At 74.0% G+C, this 18619-nt stretch carries 16 protein-coding genes; 6 read left to right on the plus strand and 10 right to left on the minus strand.

The features are described 5' to 3' along the window. Nucleotides 1-71 precede the first annotated feature (71 nt). On the minus strand, nt 72-1418 hold the full coding sequence (locus ACWGKU_RS18840; protein WP_452179018.1) for a dicarboxylate/amino acid:cation symporter: 1347 nt from the start codon (nt 1416-1418) through the stop codon (nt 72-74). A 470-nt stretch (nt 1419-1888) separates the two neighbouring features. Between ACWGKU_RS18840 and ACWGKU_RS18845 the strand changes: the two genes are divergently transcribed. After that, nucleotides 1889-3097 carry an MFS transporter gene (locus ACWGKU_RS18845; RefSeq protein WP_401049426.1) on the plus strand — a complete coding sequence of 403 codons (1209 nt, stop codon included), beginning with the start codon at nt 1889-1891 and terminating at the stop codon, nt 3095-3097. Between the two features lie 73 nt (nt 3098-3170). Here the strand turns inward: ACWGKU_RS18845 and ACWGKU_RS18850 are convergent, their stop codons facing one another. From ACWGKU_RS18850 to ACWGKU_RS18865, 4 genes are all read right to left on the minus strand, one after another. Beyond that, nucleotides 3171-4268: a LacI family DNA-binding transcriptional regulator gene (locus tag ACWGKU_RS18850; RefSeq protein ID WP_452179019.1), complete on the minus strand. Its 1098-nt coding sequence runs from the start codon at nt 4266-4268 to the stop codon at nt 3171-3173. Between the two features lie 29 nt (nt 4269-4297). Further along, the gene (locus ACWGKU_RS18855) at nt 4298-4642 is read right to left on the minus strand and encodes a DUF4229 domain-containing protein (protein WP_401049423.1); all 345 of its coding nucleotides are present in this window, start codon (nt 4640-4642) and stop codon (nt 4298-4300) included. A 110-nt stretch (nt 4643-4752) separates the two neighbouring features. Then, a complete protein-coding gene (locus tag ACWGKU_RS18860) occupies nt 4753-5280 on the minus strand; it encodes an N-acetyltransferase family protein (RefSeq protein ID WP_452179020.1) in 528 nt (175 codons plus the stop codon). 76 nt (nt 5281-5356) lie between these two features. After that, complete coding sequence (locus ACWGKU_RS18865; protein WP_380538402.1) at nt 5357-6673, minus strand: MFS transporter; 1317 nt, start codon at nt 6671-6673, stop codon at nt 5357-5359. Nucleotides 6674-6793: 120 nt separating this feature from the next. Here ACWGKU_RS18865 and ACWGKU_RS18870 point away from each other — a divergent pair, with 120 nt between their 5' ends. Next, nucleotides 6794-7777: a GlxA family transcriptional regulator gene (locus tag ACWGKU_RS18870; RefSeq protein WP_401049420.1), complete on the plus strand. Its 984-nt coding sequence runs from the start codon at nt 6794-6796 to the stop codon at nt 7775-7777. Between the two features lie 403 nt (nt 7778-8180). Here ACWGKU_RS18870 and ACWGKU_RS18875 read toward each other — a convergent pair whose 3' ends face one another. After that, nucleotides 8181-8654, minus strand: a complete 474-nt coding sequence (locus ACWGKU_RS18875) for an ATP-binding protein (protein ID WP_359902194.1) — start codon at nt 8652-8654, stop codon at nt 8181-8183. A 690-nt stretch (nt 8655-9344) separates the two neighbouring features. Here ACWGKU_RS18875 and ACWGKU_RS18880 point away from each other — a divergent pair. Beyond that, nucleotides 9345-9923 (plus strand): sigma-70 family RNA polymerase sigma factor, encoded by a 579-nt coding sequence (locus ACWGKU_RS18880; RefSeq protein WP_401052870.1) that lies wholly within the window; start codon nt 9345-9347, stop codon nt 9921-9923. After that, entirely contained in the window at nt 9920-11125 is a 1206-nt protein-coding gene (locus ACWGKU_RS18885) for a zf-HC2 domain-containing protein (protein ID WP_401052867.1), read from the plus strand. The genes ACWGKU_RS18880 and ACWGKU_RS18885 overlap by 4 nt, the downstream gene beginning before the upstream one ends. 76 nt (nt 11126-11201) lie before the next feature. Here the strand turns inward: ACWGKU_RS18885 and purU are convergent, their stop codons facing one another. Both purU and ACWGKU_RS18895 read right to left on the minus strand, forming a co-directional pair. Beyond that, nucleotides 11202-12068: a formyltetrahydrofolate deformylase gene (gene purU / locus ACWGKU_RS18890; protein WP_359902185.1), complete on the minus strand. Its 867-nt coding sequence runs from the start codon at nt 12066-12068 to the stop codon at nt 11202-11204. A gap of 110 nt (nt 12069-12178) precedes the next feature. After that, entirely contained in the window at nt 12179-12613 is a 435-nt protein-coding gene (locus ACWGKU_RS18895; protein WP_452179021.1) for an SCO4402 family protein, read from the minus strand. A gap of 255 nt (nt 12614-12868) precedes the next feature. On the opposite strand from ACWGKU_RS18895, the gene ACWGKU_RS18900 reads away from it, so the two are divergent. Further along, on the plus strand, nt 12869-14167 hold the full coding sequence (locus ACWGKU_RS18900) for an ABC transporter substrate-binding protein (RefSeq protein WP_452179022.1): 1299 nt from the start codon (nt 12869-12871) through the stop codon (nt 14165-14167). Between the two features lie 135 nt (nt 14168-14302). Here ACWGKU_RS18900 and ACWGKU_RS18905 read toward each other — a convergent pair whose 3' ends face one another. Then, nucleotides 14303-15523 carry a hypothetical protein gene (locus tag ACWGKU_RS18905; RefSeq protein ID WP_452179023.1) on the minus strand — a complete coding sequence of 407 codons (1221 nt, stop codon included), beginning with the start codon at nt 15521-15523 and terminating at the stop codon, nt 14303-14305. 249 nt (nt 15524-15772) lie between these two features. Then, nucleotides 15773-17149, minus strand: coding sequence for a tetratricopeptide repeat protein (locus tag ACWGKU_RS18910; protein ID WP_359902173.1), 1377 nt, complete (start codon nt 17147-17149; stop codon nt 15773-15775). A 306-nt stretch (nt 17150-17455) separates the two neighbouring features. On the opposite strand from ACWGKU_RS18910, the gene ACWGKU_RS18915 reads away from it, so the two are divergent. Then, entirely contained in the window at nt 17456-18169 is a 714-nt protein-coding gene (locus tag ACWGKU_RS18915; RefSeq protein ID WP_401054684.1) for a bifunctional DNA primase/polymerase, read from the plus strand. Nucleotides 18170-18619: the final 450 nt, after the last annotated feature.

Below are 18619 nucleotides of genomic sequence, written 5' to 3' on the forward strand. Positions count from 1 at the left end.
GTCACCGGGAGAGGGCCCTTTCCGTCATGCCGGTCGAACGTCCCCTCTGGCGTTCGACCGGACGTTCCGCCTCAGGCCGCGACCGGGGCCGCGCCGCCCTGGCCTGCGGCGACGGCCGGCTCCGGGGCCTCGTCGTACAGGTCCCCGGACGGGTTGTTGTACGCGGCGACGTCCAGGATCTTCTCCCGGGCGGCGACCACGATCGGCACGACGACCTGGCCGGCGACGTTGGTCGCGGTGCGCATCATGTCCAGGATCGGGTCGATGGCGAGCAGCAGGCCGACGCCCTCCAGCGGCAGGCCCAGCGTGGACAGGGTCAGCGTCAGCATGATGATCGCGCCGGTGAGGCCCGCGGTGGCGGCCGAGCCGACCACCGAGACGAAGGCGATCAGGATGTAGTCCTTGATGCCCAGCTCGATGTTGAAGACCTGGGCGACGAAGATCGCGGCGACGGCCGGGTAGATCGAGGCGCAGCCGTCCATCTTGGTGGTGGCGCCGAACGGCACGGAGAAGGACGCGTACTCGCTCGGGACGCCGAGGCGCTCGGTGACGCGGCGGGTGACCGGCAGGGTGCCGACCGAGGAGCGGGAGACGAAGGCCAGCTGGATCGCGGGCCAGGCGCCCTTGAAGAAGTGCAGCGGGTTGAGCCCGGCGGCGAAGCGCAGCACCAGCGAGTAGACGACGAACAGCACCAGCGCGCAGCCGAGGTAGATGTCCAGGGTCAGCGTGGCGAAGGGCTTCAGCAGGTCCCAGCCATACTTGGCGACGGACTTGCCGATCAGGCCGAGGGTGCCGAGCGGGGAGAGCCGGATGACCCACCAGAGCGCGGTCTGGGTCAGCTCCAGCACGGACTCGCTGAGCTTGAGGACCGGCTCGGCCTTGGCGCCGAGCTTGAGGATCGCCGCGCCGACCACGACCGCCAGGAAGACGATCTGGAGCACGTTCACCTTGGTGAAGGAGTCGACGATGTTGGTCGGGAAGATCCCGGTCAGGAAGTCGATCCAGGTGCCCTTGGAGTCGAGCGCCTTGAGGCCCTCGGTCTTCAGGTTGGTGCCCTCGCCCGGGTTGGTCAGCAGACCCAGGCCGATGCCGATGCCGACCGAGATCAGCGAGGTGATCATGAACCAGAGCAGCGTGCGGGTGGCCAGGCGGGCCGCGTTGGTGACGTTGCGCAGGTTGGCGACGCTCACCACGATCGCGGTGAACACCAGCGGCGGGACGGCCAGCTTGAGCAGCTGGACGAAGATCTTGCCGATGGTCTCCAGGGTGGTGGCCAGCCAGGAGATGTCGGCGGCGCGGGCCAGGTAGCCGAGGCCGACGCCGAGCACGAGGCCGGCGACGATCTGCACCCAGAAGGGCGTCTTGCGGATGCGGGCGAGCACGGACGGCGACGAGGTCGCCTCGGGCGCTGTGGACATGGGGGAGCGTCTCCGGGGGAGGGCGTTGCTGACGGTGAGGTGGGGGCGGAGCGGGCGGCACGGCGCGGGGCCGGACGGGAGGGGTCGGGCCCCCGGTCAGGGGCGTGCCGCCGCGGTACAGCTCAGGGCAGCACAGCGCATGGCGCGACAACGGCGCGGGCTGTCCACAGCACCGGTCAGAGCACACGGGCGGGCGGCGCCGGGCAGGGGGCCCGGGCCGTGCATCCGCAGTGCGTCTGAGGCTGTCATGGCCGATACGTTAGCAGTAAAGGTTTGAGATGTTCAAAGTACTTGTTTGAGGTCACGCAGCGCGCACGCCGCCCGAGGCCCGCCACCGGCCCGAACTCCGGACACGAACGAAGCTGACGCCCCATCAGGCCTACTCGGCGGCCCGATTGACCGCTGAGCAGTTATACGTATAACTTTGACGACGTCCCTGCCCCTGCCTGCCCACCCGGAGAGGACGGCCGATGGGCTACCTCGCCCTGCTCCGTGCCCCGCACGTCACCCGTCTGCTGCTCGGCACCCTGCTCGGCCGCCTGCCCGCCGGCATGACCGCCCTCGTCATCGCCCTCGCCCTGCGCGACGCCGGGGTGACGTACGGCCGGGTCGGACTGGCCACCTCCGCCTACGCGATCGCCGCCGCCGTCGGCGGCCCGGTGCTCGGCCGGATCGTGGACCGCACCGGACAGCCGCGCGTCCTGCTCGCCTCCGCCGTGGTGGCCGGCGGCGGGTACGCGCTGCTCGCCCTCGCCCCCGGCTCCGCGCTCGGTGCGCCGATCGGGGCCGCGATCGCCGGCCTCGCCATGCCCCCGCTGGAGCCCTGCCTGCGCTCGCTCTGGCCGGACGTGGTCGAGGAGAAGCAGCTCGACACCGCGTACGCCTTCGACTCGGCCGCCCAGCAGATCCTCTACGTGGCCGGCCCGCTGGCCGTCGCCACCATCTCCGGGCTGTTCAGCCCGGTCGCCGCACTCTGGGTGGCCGCCGGGCTCGGACTGGCCGGCGCGCTGATCGTCGCCACCGCCGGGCCCGCCCGGGCCTGGCGCGCCCCGGCGCAGGAACGATCCGCCGGACTGCTCGGGCCGCTGCGCTCCCCCGGACTGGTGCTGCTGCTGGTCGGACTGGCCGGGGCCGGCTGGGCGGTCGGCGCGCAGAACGTGCTGTTCATCGCCTACGCCGAACAGCACGTCGGTACGCTGCCCGGCGGCGGAGGCACCCTGCTGGCGCTGGCGGCGCTCGGCGGCCTGCTCGGCGCGCTCGCCTACGGCGCGGTCACCTGGCGCCGGACCACGGCCACCCGCACCTGGGTGATGGCCCTCGCGATGGCCGCCTCCTACCTGCCGCTGGTCACCCTGCCCGGGCCGTACCCGATGGCCGCGCTGGCCTTCCTCTCCGGGGTCATGCTGGCCCCGCTGCTGGCGGCGGCGTTCGTCCTGGTCGCCGAACTGGCGCCGACCGGCACCGTCACCGAGGCCTTCGCCTGGCTGGTGACGCTGTTCGCCACCGGCAACTCGCTCGGCTACGCCGTCTCCGGCAAGCTCGCCGAGGACTCGCTGCGCCCGGTGGCGCTGTGCGCGGTGGGCGGGATCGCACTCGGCGGGCTGGTGCTGTTCGGCGCCCGGCGCTGGTTCCACCCGGTGCCGCTCGCCCCGGCCGCCCGGCCCGTCCCGGTGGGCTGACCCACCCCCACGAACGACTGCGCCCGCCGGTGGTCTGGCCGACGGGCGCAGTCCTGTCACCGGTGACGGTCCGTCACCGCCAGGTCGGGGCCGTACCGGCCGGCGCCGTGGAGGAGCGCAGCACCAGCGAGGTGGCCAGCGGCGCGACCGGCGCCACCCGCTCCCCGCGCAGCAGGGCCGCCAGCGCGGCCGCGCCCGCCCGGCCCAGCTCCTCGCCCGGCAGGTCGACGGTGGTCAGCGGCGGGGCGAGCAGCGCGGCCACCGCGACGTTGTCCATGCCGACCACCGACAGGTCCTCCGGCACCCGCAGCCCCCGTTCGGCGGCGGCCTGGTAGACCCCGGAGGCGACCACGTCGTCGTCGCAGATCACCGCCCGCGGCCGGTCCGTCCGCTCCAGCAGCCGGCCCGCGACGGTCCGCGCGGCCCGGTGGCCGTCGTTCAGACTCACACCCAACTCCACGACGTCCAGGTCGAGTTCACGGACGGCCTGCTCGAAGGCGGCCTGCCGGACCCGGAACGTGTAGGCGGAGTGGCTGGAGCGCAGCCGGCCGATCCGGCGGTGGCCGAGCGCGGCCAGGTGCTCGACCGCGGCACGCATCCCGCCAGCCACGTCGAGCTCGACGGTCGGACGCGCCCGGTCGGTGCCGGGGTCGGCGTCCAGGAAGACGGCGGGGGTGTCGACGGGCAGCTCACCGAGCTGGCTGTCGTCCGGGGAGCAGATCAGCAGGCCGTCGAAGCGGCCGGCGGTGGCGGCCTCGGCCAGGGTGGCGCTGCCCCAGCCGGAGCTGACCACGACGGCCAGGCCGTTGCGGCCGGCCTCCTCGTGGACGCCCTCCAGCACCCGGCCGAAGAACGGACCCTGGAGGTTCGGCACGGCCAGCAGGATCATCCCGCTGCGGCCGAGCCGCAGCTGCCGCCCGGCCGCCTGCGGGCGGTAGCCGAGGCTGCGGGCGGCCTCCCGGACCCGCTCCCGGGTGGCCTCGGAGACCCGCCGGCCGGCCTCGGCGCCGGAGAAGACCAGGGAGACGGTGGCCTGGGAGACCCCGGCGAGCCGCGCCACGTCCCGCCCGGTGGGGCGGCGGACGGGGGCCGGCCAGGTGCCGAGCGCCCCCTCGGAGGACGGTTGCCCGGCGGACGGCTCGGACGGCTCGGAGTCTCGGGTGGCGGGCACGGCGGCTGCGCTCCGGGGCCGGGCCCGGGTCAGTTCTGGCCGGCGGTGGCCGAGCGGGCGGCGTCGTCGGCGGCGTCCTCCTCGGCGTTCTGCGCGGCGATCCGGTCGGCGGTACGGCTGCGCATCCCGGAGACCTTGCCGCTGATCTGCGCGGACATCTCGTCGCGCTGCCTGCTCAGCAGCGCGTAGCTGAGCGGCGCGGAGGCGACCGCGGCCAGCAGGAACAGGAAGATCATGCCGGCCTCACCGCTGACCGGGATGACGCCGAAGTGCCCGAGCAGCAGGGCCACCAGCAGGCAGCCGAGGAAGATGCTGACCCGCAGCGAGGTGTAGCGGAGCGTGGCGTGCGACTTCTCCGGGCCGTTGCTGGTCACTCGACACGTCCTTCTTCGTTGCGCTGGGGCGGGTTCTCCAGTCAAGCATGCCTGACGGCCGGAGCGGGGCACGGGGCACCCGATCCGGCCCGCGGCCCGGCGGGCGGTCGTCAGCGCAGGTCGAGCCAGAGGGTGATGTCGTCCCGGTCGTCCCCGGGGGCGACCCGGATCGCGGCCGGCACCCGGCCGACCTCCCGGTAGCCGCTGCGGGCGTAGAACCGCTCCAGCCCGAGGCCGCCGCGCGCGGTGAGCCGCAGCGACTCCAGGCCCCACTCCCGGGCCGTCCGCTCGGCCTCGGCGAGCAGTCGGGCGCCGTGGCCCAGGCCCTGGAAGTCGGGGTGCACCATGACCCGCTTGAGCATCCGCCAGTGCTCCATGAGGTCGAAGCGCATCGACTCGAAGAACAGCACGCCGACCAGTCGGCCCGTCGCGCTCTCGTGCGCGACGAGCAACCGGTCCGGGCCGTCCGGTCCGACCCCGGCGAACTGGCGCTCGGCGGTGTCCCGGACCTCCTCCTCGGTGACCGGCGCCACGAAGCCGACCGCCCCGCCGGCGTTGGTGACGTCGGCCCACAGCCGGACGACGGCCGTCCTCAGATCGGGGTCGAGCTCGGGGTCCAGGGTGAAGGTGAGCGCCATGGAGCGGAGCCTAGACCTCCGGTACGACGGTCCTACCGGGAGGGCCGGCGCCGCCCCCGGGCGCGCGGACCGCCCGTCACGGGAGGGCCGGCACCGCCCGGTCGGCCCGCCCCCCGCGCAGCGCCAGGCAGAGCCCGACCGCGACCGCGCACAGCGCGCCGGCGCCGTACCAGGTGAGGTCGTAGTTGCCGAGGGCGTCACGGGCCAGGCCGGCCAGTCCGGCGACGACGGCCGCGCCGATCTGGTGGGCGGCGAGCACCCAGCCGAAGACGATCGGGGCGTCCTCGCCGAAGTGCCGGCGGCACAGCGCGACGGTCGGCGGCACGGTGGCCACCCAGTCCAGGCCGTAGAAGATCACGAAGGCGAGGATCGGCGGCTGGAGCGATCCGGCCAGCAGTTGCGGCAGCAGGAGCAGGGACAGGCCGCGCAGCCCGTAGTAGACCGTCAGCAGCACCCGGGAGTCGACCCGGTCGGTGAGCCAGCCGCTGAAGACGGTGCCGAGCACGTCGAACACGCCGATCAGCGCGAGCAGGCTCGCGGCGGTGGTGACCGGCATGCCGTGGTCGTGCGCGGCCGGGATGAAGTGGGTGCCGACCAGGCCGGCGGTGGTGGCGCCGCAGATCGCGAAGGAGCCGGCCAGCAGCCAGAACGCCCGGACGCGCGCGGCGTTCCGCAGCACCCGCAGCGAGCGGGCCAGGGCTCGGCCGTCGGTGACCGTCGCGGCCGGGGCCTCGGTCGCACCGTACGGGAGCAGGCCGAGGTCGGCGGGGCGCTCGCGCATCAGCAGCAGCACCGGGACGGCGACGGCGCTGGCGGCGAGCGAGACCACGACCACGGCCGAACGCCAGCCGTGCTGCTCGACCAGCCAGGCGCCGATCGGCAGGAAGACCAGGTTCCCCGCCGCTCCGGCGGCCGTCAGCACCCCGGTGACCAGGCCCTGGCGGGCCCGGAACCAGCGCCCGGTGATGGTGGTGGCGAAGGCTCCGGCCATCGAGCCGCTGCCGAGGCCGACCAGCACGCCCCAACAGAGCACCAGTTGCCAGGGCTCGCGCATCAGCATGGTCAGCCCGGAGCCGACCGAGATGGTGAGCAGCGCGCAGACCACCACCAGGCGCACCCCGAACCGGTCCATCAGGGCGGCGGCGAAGGGGGCGGTGAGGCCGTAGAGCGTCAGGTTGACGGAGGTGGCGCTGGAGATCGTCCCGAGCGACCAGCCGAACTCGTTGTGCAGGGCGTCCATCATCAGGCTCGGCGTGGAGCGGAAGCCGGCCGAGCCGAGCAGGACGAGCAGGGAGACGCCGGCCACCACCCAGGCGTAGTGCACCCGGGGGCGCTTGGCCGGGTCGGGCGGTTCGGAGCGGGATGCGGGGGCGAGGGCGCTGCGTTCGGTCACGCGAACGAGTGTTCCGGGCCGCCCGGGACCGGACGAGTGGCCTGAATGACAGCTTTCGCAAGATTCGGGCCATGGCCCGCAGTACCCTGGCCCGGACCCACCGACGCCCGAGGGGACGGCATGGCACACCTGGTCGCGGTACTCGCCCTGGAGGGCGTGATCGCCTTCGAACTCGGCATCCCCGCCCGCATCTTCGGCGGCGCCAAGGACCCGGACGGACGGCCGCTGTACGAAGTGGCCACCTGCACCCTGGACGGACGGCCGGTCACCACCAGCGCCGACTTCCGGGTCATGGTCGACCACGGACCCGAACTGCTGGAACGGGCGGACACCGTACTGATCCCGGCCTCCGCCGACTCCGCTCCGGCCGTCGCCGACGCCTGCTTCACCCCGCCCCTTGCCGCCGCGCTGGCCCGGATCCGGCCCGGCACCCGGCTGATGTCGATCTGCACCGGCTCCTTCATCCTGGCCGCCGCCGGCCTGCTGGACGGCCGCCCGGCCACCACCCACTGGCGCTACACCGAGCGCTTCGCCCGGCTGTTCCCCAAGGTGCGGCTGGACCCCGACGTGCTCTACACCGACGACGGCGACATCCTCACCTCCGGCGGGGTGGCCGCCGGGGTGGACCTGTGCCTGCACGTGGTGCGCCGCGACCACGGCAGCGCGGTGGCCAACGCGGTGGCCCGCAACTGCCTGGTGCCGCCGTGGCGCGAGGGCGGGCAGAAGCAGTACGTGGAGGCCCCGAGCCCGGTGGACTCCGGCGGCAGCGGCACCGCCGCGGTGCGCGCCTGGGCGCTGGAGCACCTGGACCGGCCACTGGCGCTGCGCCAGCTCGCCGACCGGGCGGGGATGAGCGTACGGACCTTCACCCGGCGCTTCCGCGAGGAGACCGGCGCCAGCCCCGGCCAGTGGATCACCACCCAGCGCACCGAGCGGGCCCGCCAGTTGCTGGAACGGACCGATCTGACGATCGACCAGGTCGCCCGGGAGTCCGGCTTCGGCACCGCCGCCTCGCTGCGACTGCAGCTGCGCGGCCGGCTCGACGTCGCACCGAGCGCCTACCGGCGCACCTTCCGCTCCCTCCCGGAAGGCCGCGCTTCCTGAGCACGGCCCGGCGACCGCCCGACCGGTGGCCGGATCCCGTCGCGCGCCGGCGGCGGATCGGATGGCGGCAGGCCGCGCCCACCCCGAGCACGGTACGGCAGGCCGCCATCCAACCCCGGCGCGCGAGCCCTGATTCCGCGCCACGCCCTCCGCACTCGCCGAGGAGCGGCCCGTGACCGGCCGTCCGCGGTCCGCCCTGCCGGCACGAATCCCCTGGACAGCGGCACCGCGGCGGTGGACGGACGTCCCCTCGGCGTCCCCTCGCGACGGAGCGCCGCACCCAAGCGTGATCAGTCGGATACGTCACGTCAATGGGTAGTCCGAAATTCGGAATGGTTGCGTCACCTTTCGGCCGGTGATCAGCACCGTGATCGGCACGGTCCGACGGCCGCCGCGAAAGCCGCTATTGCGCCAAAGCCGCCCAGTCCACGTCGGCCAGCGGATCCGCGGGACGGGCGTCGCTGCCGATCTCGCACCAGACCCGCTTGCCCGAGTCCTCCGGGTACCAGCCCCAGCGCTCGCAGAGCAGTTCGACCAGCTCCAGACCGCGCCCGTTGGTCGCGTCCTCGTCCGCGCCCGCGTGCCGCGGCGTCGGTGCGGCCCGGCTCGCGTCGGCGACCTCCACCCGCAGCGGGGCGGCCGGTCCACCCTCCTGCGGGCCGTCGGCCACCGGCAGACAGAGCCTCAGCACGGCCGGACAGCCGGTGTGCACCACGGCGTTGGTCACCAGCTCCGAGACCACCAGCACCACCGTCTCGGCCATCGGCGCGTCCGGGTCCACCCCGTGGTTCAGCAGCCGCGAGCGCACCCACCGGCGGGCCCGGCCGACCTCGGCGGGGTCAGCCTGCACCGCCAGCTGTACCTGAAGAACCTGCACCGCTCCACCACCCGCATTCGCAGTTCGGCCATAGTCCCGATCGGGCCGGATCGGCCGGCGGGCCCCCGCACGTCGCCCGGCGCCACCCGAGCCGTGCCCGGGCGCCCGCCCGGTCTGTCCGTCCGCGCCCACTCGCCCGCGCCGTCTCGTCGGTCGGGCACCCGGCCGCGACACGAATACGCCTCAGGATGGGCGGGGGGACGGACCGCAGCAAGCGCTTCGGGCATATTCCGGCGATCGGGCGACAGCGCGGTGCATACTGTCCCGCTCACTCTCGCGAGGCTCGTACCGGTGATCGTCCACCCCGGGCCGACCCGCCGGTCCCGCAGTCGGGAACCTACCGCCGCGCGCCCCGCGCACCCCGCCCGCCACTCACGAACCACCCGTGCGACATATGTCCGACGGCCCTCGAACAGTGGCATCGGCGGACGGGTCCCACCGGCCGACCGTCGTACCGTCCGACGATCCGGCCGCGGGAGGACGACCCGGCCCGGGCGAGGGACCCCGGCGAGGAACCCGGAGGGATCCGGGCCGGGGATCCGGGCGAGGGATCCGGGCCGGGAGGCACATCCATGAGGAGGGGTGATCCGCCAGGAACGGTTCCGTTCTTGCCGCAATCGCCCCCGGCGCCACCCGGCCGCAAGATACCGTTGGGTAAGCCAGCGAACCCGGTCAGGAGGGTGGTTCCCGATGGCCACCCCGGAGCGGACCCCGCGCTGGGACGAGCAGTTGCAGCGCCGCCTCGCCCGCGGCGAGGAGACGGCGCTCGGCGAACTCTACGACCAGCTCGCACCGATGGTGCACGGCCTGGCCGGACGGATACTCGCCGACCAGGCCGCCGCCACCCAGCTCACCCGGGAGGTCTTCGCCCACGTCTGGGAGCACCCCGACGACTTCGACCCCGACCGGGGCACCCTGCGCTCCTGGCTCGGCGCGCTGACCCACCACCGCGCGGTCGAACGGCTGCGGGCCCGGCGGGCCACCGAACTCGCACCGGGCGCGGAGGCCGAGATCCGCGCCGTGGCCACCGCCGCGAGGATGCAGTACGTGGTCGACTCCCTGCCCCAACCCCTGCGTGAGACCATCGCGGTGACCTACTACGACGGCCGCACCTACCGCGAGACGGCCCGACTGCTCGGCATCAGCGAGCAGGCCGCCAAGCAGCGGATGCGGCTCGGTCTGGAGCTGCTGGCCACCGAACTGGCCGACGAACGCGCCCGCCAGGACGGCACCGGGGACGGCATCGGGGACGGGAACGGGGAGACGTGAGCAGCACTGAGGAGCGGCACGACGCCCTGCGCTCGATGCTCGGCGCGTGGGCCCTCGGCGCCTGCCCGGCCCGCGAGGCCGCCGAGTTGGAGCAGCACCTGCGCGACTGCCGGGAGTGCGCCGAGGAGGCGGCCCGGCTGCGCGAGGCCGCCGGCTGGCTCTCGCTGGACGAGCCGCTGGACCAGCCCGGCTCGCTGCGCCAGCAGGTGCTCGACTGGTGCCTGGCCCGTCGGCCGGCCCAACTGCCCGTCCCCGCCTGGGGCATGCCGTACACGGCGGAGACCGCCAAGCTCGACGCGCTGCTGCGCGACCTCGGCCCGGAGGAGTGGCAGGAGGTGGCGGAACTGCCGTGGCACGGCGGTACCGAGCGGCTGCGCCCGGCCGAGGTGCTGGGCCACCTGACCGCGGTGGACGGCTTCCTGGCGCTGGCACTCGGCCTGCCCGACCCGGTGCCGGCCGCTCCGGGCCCGCCCGCCGCACCGGCCGGGCGGCGGGTGCCCCCGCAGGAGCCGGCCGCCGGACCGTCCGTGCCGCGCGTCCCGCCGCAGGGCGGCCGGTACGCCGGGGTCACCGCGCGCACCGTCCGGCTGATCGCCGACCAGGCCGGCCTGGCGCCGCAGTCGGTGCGCTCCCGCTGGCGGCGGCAGGCCCACGACCTGGTGCGCAGCGCCGCGCTCGTGCCGCAGGGCAACACCCCGGTCGACTACGGCTTCGCGGTGCTGCCGCTGCGCGACGCCTTCGTGGACCGCGCCTTCGAGTGCTTCGTGCACGGCGAGGACGTGGCCCGGGCGGTCGCCTACCCGTACGACCCGCCGACGCCGCAGCACCTGCGGCAGATGGTGGAGCTGGTGGTCCGGCTGCTCCCCCGGGCACTGGCCGGGCTGCGCGCGGCCCGGCCCGAGCACGCCGGGGCGCCGGGTGCGCCGGAGGGCGGGGCCCGGACGGCCCGGCGGGTGCGGCTGATGGTCGACGGCCCGGCGGGCGGCGAGTGGCTGATCGCCCTGGACGGCGACGGCGCCGCCGTCGGCAGCGGCGGCCCGCCCGGCGGGGAGCCGGTGGCGTCGATGGTGCTGGACGGCCTGGAGCTGTGCCAGCTGGCCGCCGCGCACCGCGACCCGGACCGGCTGCCGGTCGGCGAGCACGGCGACCGGGCCGCGGTCCGCGAGGTGCTCCACGCGCTCCCGCTGCTCTCCCGGCCGTAGCGGCCCGCCGTCCGCGCGAACGCCTACGCGAAACGCCTGCGCGGAGCGGTCACGCGAAACGACCCGCGCGGAGCGGTCACGCGAAGACGACCGTACGGGTCCCGTCCAGGAGCACCCGGTGCTCGCTGTGCCACTTCACCGCGCGGGCCAGCGCCTGGCACTCGACGTCCCGGCCGAGCGCGACCAGCTGGTCGGGGCTGACGTCGTGGGTGACCCGGGCCACCTCCTGCTCGATGATCGGGCCCTCGTCCAGGTCGGCGGTGACGTAGTGCGCGGTGGCGCCGATCAGCTTCACGCCGCGCGCGTGCGCCTGGTGGTACGGCTTGGCGCCCTTGAAGCTCGGCAGGAAGGAGTGGTGGATGTTGATCACCCGGCCGGACAGCTCGGTGCACAGCCGGTCGGAGAGCACCTGCATGTAGCGGGCCAGCACGACCAGTTCGACGTTCTCCTCGGCGACCAGGTCGAGCAGCCGCTGCTCGGCCTCGGCCTTGGTGTCCTTGGTGACCGGGATGTGGTGGAACGGGATGCCGTAGCTCTCGGTCAGGTCCCGCAGGTCGGTGTGGTTGGAGACGACCGCGGCGATCTCCACCGGCAGGGCGCCGATCCGGGTGCGGTAGAGCAGGTCGTTCAGGCAGTGCCCGAACTTGCTGACCATGAGCACGATCCGCATCCGCTGCTCGGTCGGGTGGATCTGCCAGTCCATCCCGAAGGAGGCGCCGATCGCGGCGAAGCTGGCCCGCAGCTTGTCGGCGGTGACCGGCTCGGGGGCGGAGAAGTGCACCCGCATGAAGAAGAGCCCGCTGTCACCGTCCCCGAACTGCTGGCTGTCGATGATGTTGCAGCCGGTCATGAAGAGGTAGCTGGAGACAGCGTGGACGATGCCCTGCTTGTCGGGGCAGGACAGCGTGAGGACGTACTGGGCGCTGACCGGCTGCTGTTCCACTGGGAGTTTCCCGTTCTGAGGTCGTGACGTGCGTGGATGGTCCAGCGTGTCACATCCCGGACACCCGCCGCCCCGCTGCCCGTACTGCGGGACGGCGGCGGTCCGGCGGGTCAGAGCTGGGTGAGGATGCGCAGCACGTCCAGCGACTTGGGCGACGCGTCCGGGTCGTCCCCGTCGCCCGAGGCCAGCACGACGTGCGCCTCGCGGGCGGCCCGGACGGTCTCCGGCCAGCCGGGGTGGCCGAGGTAGGCGGAGGCCGGCGCGTCCGCACCGACCTCGTGCAGCATCTGCACGGCCCGCAGCACCGCGACGTCCACCAGCGCGGCCTCGGCGGAGTCGCGGAGGATCGTCCCGATGTACTTCTCGGCCGACCAGCGGTCCAGCCAGGTGTCCTCGACGAGGCGGTAGACGGCGTCGGTCACGTCGCCGTACCCCTCCCGGCCGGTCAGCCAGGTCTCCTGCTGGAAACCGGGGTCGGACAGCATGTGCAGCGCCGAGCGCAGTCGGGCTCGCCAGCGCCACCAGGGCAGGTCGTTGAGCGGCATGCCGCCCATCGTGCTGGAGCGGTGGCCCGGACGAGAAGGGTTTCGGGCGGACCGATACGAAGAATCTGTGCTGGCGGACATGGTGAACGATCGTACGTTCCCCGTCTGTTCGTGCTCCACTCGCGATCTACACGCGTACCACTCCGGATTTCGGCGGCCGTTCGCCATCCGTTCGCATTTCTGCCCTCTCGGCTTGTGACGCCGGGGCTTGGCTTGCTCCGGTGCGCCGGAGTGCGCCCCAGAGAGGGAAAAGCGATGACCAGCCGAAGGGACTCCTTCCAGGCCCGTCCCCCGATCGGGCGGCGCCGCCGCCGCCCGATCGCAGCCGCCGCCACCGCCGCGGCCCTGCTCCCCACCCTCTTCTCGGCCTCCGCGTGCGGCGGACCGGCCGATGCCTCGACCACCGGCGACGACCTGACCGTGATGACCTGGGCCCCGGCCGGCACGGGCTCCGCCGACCGCCCGGGCATGACGGCGCTCGCCTCCGCCATCGGCCAGGACGTCAACGCCAAGGGCGGCGTGAACGGCCACCGGCTGCGCGTGATCACCTGCAACGAGCACAACACCGCGGACGGTGCCCGCGCCTGTGCCCAGCAGGCGGTGGACGCCAAGGTGGTCGCCGTGATCGGCTCCTACAGCCAGTGGGGCGAGGCGTTCATGCCGGTGCTGGAGCGCGCCGGCATCCCGCTGATCGGCGGCTACGGGCTCTCCCAGCCGGAGTTCTCCAGCCCGCTGTCCTACCCGGTGGACGGCGGCATGCCGGCACTGATCGCGGGCAACGGCCGCCAGCTGGTGGACGCCGGCTGCCGGACCGTCTCCCTGGTCCGCCCGGACACCCCGGCCGGCGACAACCTGCTCGGCTACCTGGGCACCGCCCTGCGGCCGGCCGGGATCAGGCTGACGGACGTCAAGGCGCCCGAGCAGTCCTCCGACTACACCCCGGTGATCCGCAAGGCGATCGGCAAGGACGAGCCGGGCACCTGCATCACCAGCGCCCTGGCCGCCGAGCCGACCGGCAACCTGCTGGACTCCTACCGGCGGCTGAACGCGAAGAACACCCGGATCGCCTCGGTGATCGGCAGCGTCCAGCAGTCGGTGGTGGACTCCACCGGCGGCGACTCCGGCCCGCTCGGCGGCGCCTACGTCACCAGCTGGTACCCGCCGGAGTCGGCGAAGATCTGGGACGGGCTGCGCGCGGTGGTGCGCACCGACACCACCGGCGGGCACCCCATCGACGTCTCCGACCCGGGCGTGCAGACCACCTGGGTCGCGTACGAGGTGTTCCGGACGGCGGTGCAGAAGCTGGCGGAGGGCGGCCGGACGGTCACCCCGAAGACGGTCTCCTCGCTGCTGGACAGCGGGGAGGGCATCGACGTCGGGATCACCCCGCCGCTCAACTGGGGCACCACCAACATGCTGCCCAGCGGCGGGTCGCCGCGGCTGGTGAACACCTGGGTCACCTACCAGGTGGTCAAGAACGGCCGGATGACCCTGCAGCAGCCCGGCTTCGTGGACATCCGCTGGGCGCTCACCGGGGGCCGTCCGCCGGCCTGACGCGGACCGCCCGGGGCGAGAGAGGGGGGACGGGCCTTTGCGGCCCGTCCCCCCTCATCGTTCACCGGCCGCCGTCGCTCACGGGCCGGCGTCGTTCAGGAGCCGCCGTCGCCGTCCCTCGTCGACCGCCGTCGCTCAGAGGTCGCCGTCGCTCCGGTTGGGCAGTCCGGTCTGGGCGGCGATCGCGTTCCAGAGCGTGGCGGCCTGCTTCTTCGCGGTGGTCGCGGTGCCGCTCGCCTGGACGGCGTTCTTGTAGTGCTGGTTGTCCTGCTTCTTCGCGTCGCAGGAGCCCTGCGCGTCCTGCGCCCAGAGCGCGTACTCGTCGTCTGCCTGGGCCGAGGCCGTCCAGGCCGCGTTGAGCTGGTCGACCAGCTGCTGACCGCCGGGCAGCTTGTCGGCCTTCAGCTGGCCGAGCTTGCTCTGGAGCTCGCGCCGCTTGCCGGCCGCGGCCGTCAGCGCCTGCTGGGACTCGGGCAGCTTGTCGCACTTCTGCACCGAGGCGACCGCGGAGACCACCGAGCTGCGGCTGTCGCTCGCGGTGCCCAGCAGGTCCGACAGCGGCTGCGCCTGGGCCTTGACCTCCGGGTCGACGGCCGCGCCGGAGCCGCTCGCGCTCGGCGCCCCGGGGGTGGTGGTGGCGCCGGCGGTGGCGGCCGCCGGGGTGGTCTTCCTGTCGTCCTTGGTCTCGTCGCCGCCGCTCATCAGGACGGCGACCAGGATGCCGGCCGCCGCACAGCCCGCCACCACGCCGCCGATGATCAGCTTGTTGGACGAACGTCCGCCGCGTCCCGAGCCGCCCGCCCGGGTCGCGTCGTGCCCCTGGCCGTACCCCTGGCCGTAGTCCTGCCCCTGCTCCGGGGCGTAGCCCTGGTGGTGGTCCTGGGCCGGGTAGGCCGGCTGCGGCTGGGCGGCCGGCGGGTAGGCCTGGTACCCCGGCGCGGGCTGCGGCTGCGGGTAGCCGGGCTGGGCCTGCGCCGCCGGGTAGCCGGCCGCCTGCGGGTCGCCGGCGGGGTACGGCGGCAGGTACTGGGTCTCCGGAGCCGGATCGGGCTGCGGGGCACCGTACCCGGGCTGCGGCGCGCCCCACGGGGCCCCCTGCCCCGGCATCGGCCGGCCCGGCAGCGAGTGCCCGGGCATCGACTGGCCCGGCACCGGCTGCGCGGGCATCGCCTGGGTCGGCAGCGCGTGCGCGCCCTCGCCGAGGTACTCCGGCTGCCCGGACGGCTGTCCCACCGGCGGCACGGCCGAGTGGGCCTGCGGCTGGCCCGGCTGCCCCTGCGGCTGACCGGGCTCGGGGCGGAACAGGTCGTCCAGGTTGAAGTCACCGGAGTTCGGGTACGAGCGGCGCTGACTCAACGCGATTCCTCACCTGTGCAGGACCGCGCACTGACGGCGGACCACATCTCGTCGGTTCTTGGGAGCATCACAGTTCCTTGGACGTCGCGCCCACGCTACCGGTTCGCCTCACCGGGTGACCACGTGGGCGGGACATCCGTCACGCTCCCTGCACAGACGATCCGCGACCGCCCAGGGCCCGGGCCGCCCCCGGGCCCGAGGCACGGAGGCGGGCCCGCGCCCGGGGCACGGAGACCGGCCCGGCACCCGCTAGGCCGCCTCGGCGTCCGCACGGGCGTGGAACTCCCGGACCACGCGCTGCTCCCGGTACGGCTCCAGCCGGCGCCGGAACTCGTCCAGGTACTCCACGCCCCGGTTGGACCGCAGTCCGCTCAGCAACCGGACCGCCTGGGCGCCCGTCTCGCAGGCGCGTTCCAGGTCCCGCTGCTGGAGCTGGGCGGTGGCCAGCAGGACGAGGTCCACCGCACGGCGCCGGACCCGGGTCGGCGGGTGCAGGTCGAGCGCCCGGCGGGCGTAGTGCTCGGCCTGGCCGGCCTGCTCCAGGTCCCGGTGGCAGTGGGCCAACTCGTCGGCGAGGTAGGCGTCGTCGAAGTGGGCGATCCAGTCCGGGTCGTCCTCCGGGCGGCGGCGCTCCATCATCTCCAGGGCCCTGGCCGACACCGTCTCGCAGGAGCGGGCGTCGCCGAGCAGGGCGTGACCGCGGGCCTCGGCGGCGTAGAACATCGCCATCGCCGTCGGGGTGGCCACCGAGCGGGCGCCCTCCTGGGCGGCGCGGGCGAGTTGGGCGATCTCCCGCGGGTTGCCGAGGGTCGCCGCCAGGTGGCTCATCGAGGCGGCCAGCACGTAGCCGCCGTAGCCGCGGTCGTCGGCGGCCTGGGCCAGTCGCAGCGCCTGGATGTAGTAGCGCTGGGCGAGGCCGGGCTGCCCGGTGTCCACCGCCATGTAGCCGGCCAGTTCGGTCAACCGGGCCACGGCGGCGAAGAGTTGGCGACCGGTCTCCTCCCGGTAGGCGCCGCCGAGCAGGCCGGAGACCACCGAGTTGAGGTAGTGCACCACCACCGGGCGCACATGGCCGCTGCCGAAGCGGTGGTCCAGGTCGACCAGCATCGTGGTGGTCGCCCTGATCGCGGCCACGTCGGTCGGGCCGACCCGGGGGCCGCCGGCCCGCGCCACCACCGGGTCCGGCGGGGTGATCAGCCAGTCCCGGCTGGGTTCCACCAGCGCGGAGGCGGCGACCGTCGCGCCGGTCAGGAAGTCCCGCCGGCCGACGTCGCTGCGCCACAGTTCGCAGACCTGCTCCAGGGCGGCACCGATGGTCGGCGCGAACTGGAGCCCGATACCGGAGCTCAGGTTCTTGCCGTCCGCCATGCCGATCTCCTCGACCGACACGCTGCGCCCGAGCTTGCGGCCCAGGGCCTCGGCGATCACGGCCGGCGCCTGCCCGCGCGGCTGCTGCCCGCGCAGCCAGCGGGCCACGGAGGTCTTGTCGTACCGAAGGTCCAGCCCGTGCTCGGCACCGCAGAGGTTGACCCTCCGGGCCAGGCCGGCGTTGGAGCAGCTGGCCTCCTGGATCAGTTGCTGCAGACGCTCGTTGGGCTGTCGTGCGACGAGTGGTCTCGCGGCCATTGGGCTTCGCCTCCCCACACCCTCCGGTCCCGGCCGGCGGGCGACGATTCTGCTGATCTGTTGCCGACTGTCCGACCGTCCAAGGAATCTGACACCAGGTTAGCGATCAGCAACGCCAGCGGGATACCCACGGTGACGAACCGCACCCCCCTTGCGCCCTGGGAAATGCTCCTGTGCGCCCCCACTGCGCCTGCCCTCGGCCCCACCAACTCGGTCGACTAACCGGAACGGGTGACATTGCCGGGATGCACCCAACCGGGCGCCATCGGGCCGTAACCAGCCTCACACACGGTAGTTGAGTACCCCGTGGAAGACATCCCCGACGCCTCGGACCGGAACGAGAAGGCCGCTCCACCCCCCTTGCTCGTCGAAGCCGTCGGCTACGCCGAGAACCGCCACTGGGAGGTGGCCCCGGGCGCCTGGCTGATCGACGACGGCGGCGGCGGTGTCCGCTGCTCCTGCGGGGACCGCCGCTGCACACTGCCGGGCGCCCACCCGCTGGACGCGGACTGGGCGCGGACGGCGAGCGCCGGTCCCGGCGCGGTGCGGAGCTGGTGGACCGACCGGCCCCGGGCGTCGATCCTGCTGCCCACCGGGCGCTCGTTCGACGTGCTGGACGTCCCGGAGACGGCCGGCTGCCTGGCGCTCGCCCGGATGGAGCGGATGGACCTCCAGCTCGGCCCGGTGGTGGTCCAGCCCGCCGCGTCCGGGCGGATCGGGCGGCGGCTGCACTTCCTGGTGCTGCCCGGGGCCGCGGCCAGGCTCCCGGAGATGCTCCGCCGGCTCGGCCGGCCGCCGGGCCGACTGGACCTGGTCGCCCGGGGCGAGGGGGACTGGACGGTCGCCCCGCCGTCCCGGATCGGCTCCCTCGGGTACGCCCAGTGGGCCCGCTCCCCCTCCGCGCTCAACCGCTGGCTGCCGGACGCCGCAGAAGTGATCGGCCCGCTCGCGTACGCCTGCGCCCGCGAGACGCCCTCGGTCCGCGCCGTCCGGGCCGCCCGGCCGACGCCGGTGGGCTGAGTTCCGCCGGTTCCGCCCGGCCCCTCGAACGGCCGCCCTCCGCCGATCGGGTGAGGGTGCGCACCGCGCGACACAACGCGCGCGAGTGACGGGCCTTGTCTCCCACCGGGGACGGGGCCCGTCATACGCATGTCCGGATAAGGCTTCCGTGTACCCGCTGGTCAACGGGAGAAGCCCCTCGTACGAGTGACAGCACTCAAGGATTGCCATGATCGGCCGAGGGGAGGAATTGCGGTGTGTGGGGACGCCGGCAGGGGCGCTCGGACGGGGAAGCCGGGCGGCGGCGACGGAGGGGAAGCGGGAGGGGAACAGGAGGGGACGGGAGGGAACGGGAGGGAACGGGGAGGCGAGCGGGCCCCCGGCCCCTGTGACCACCGGCCCGCACAGCACTTACCGAACCGTGCCTCACCCCCACGAACAAAAAAACAAAACAAGACACCGACCAACAAA

It is taken from the genome of Kitasatospora sp. NPDC054768 (assembly GCF_053612025.1).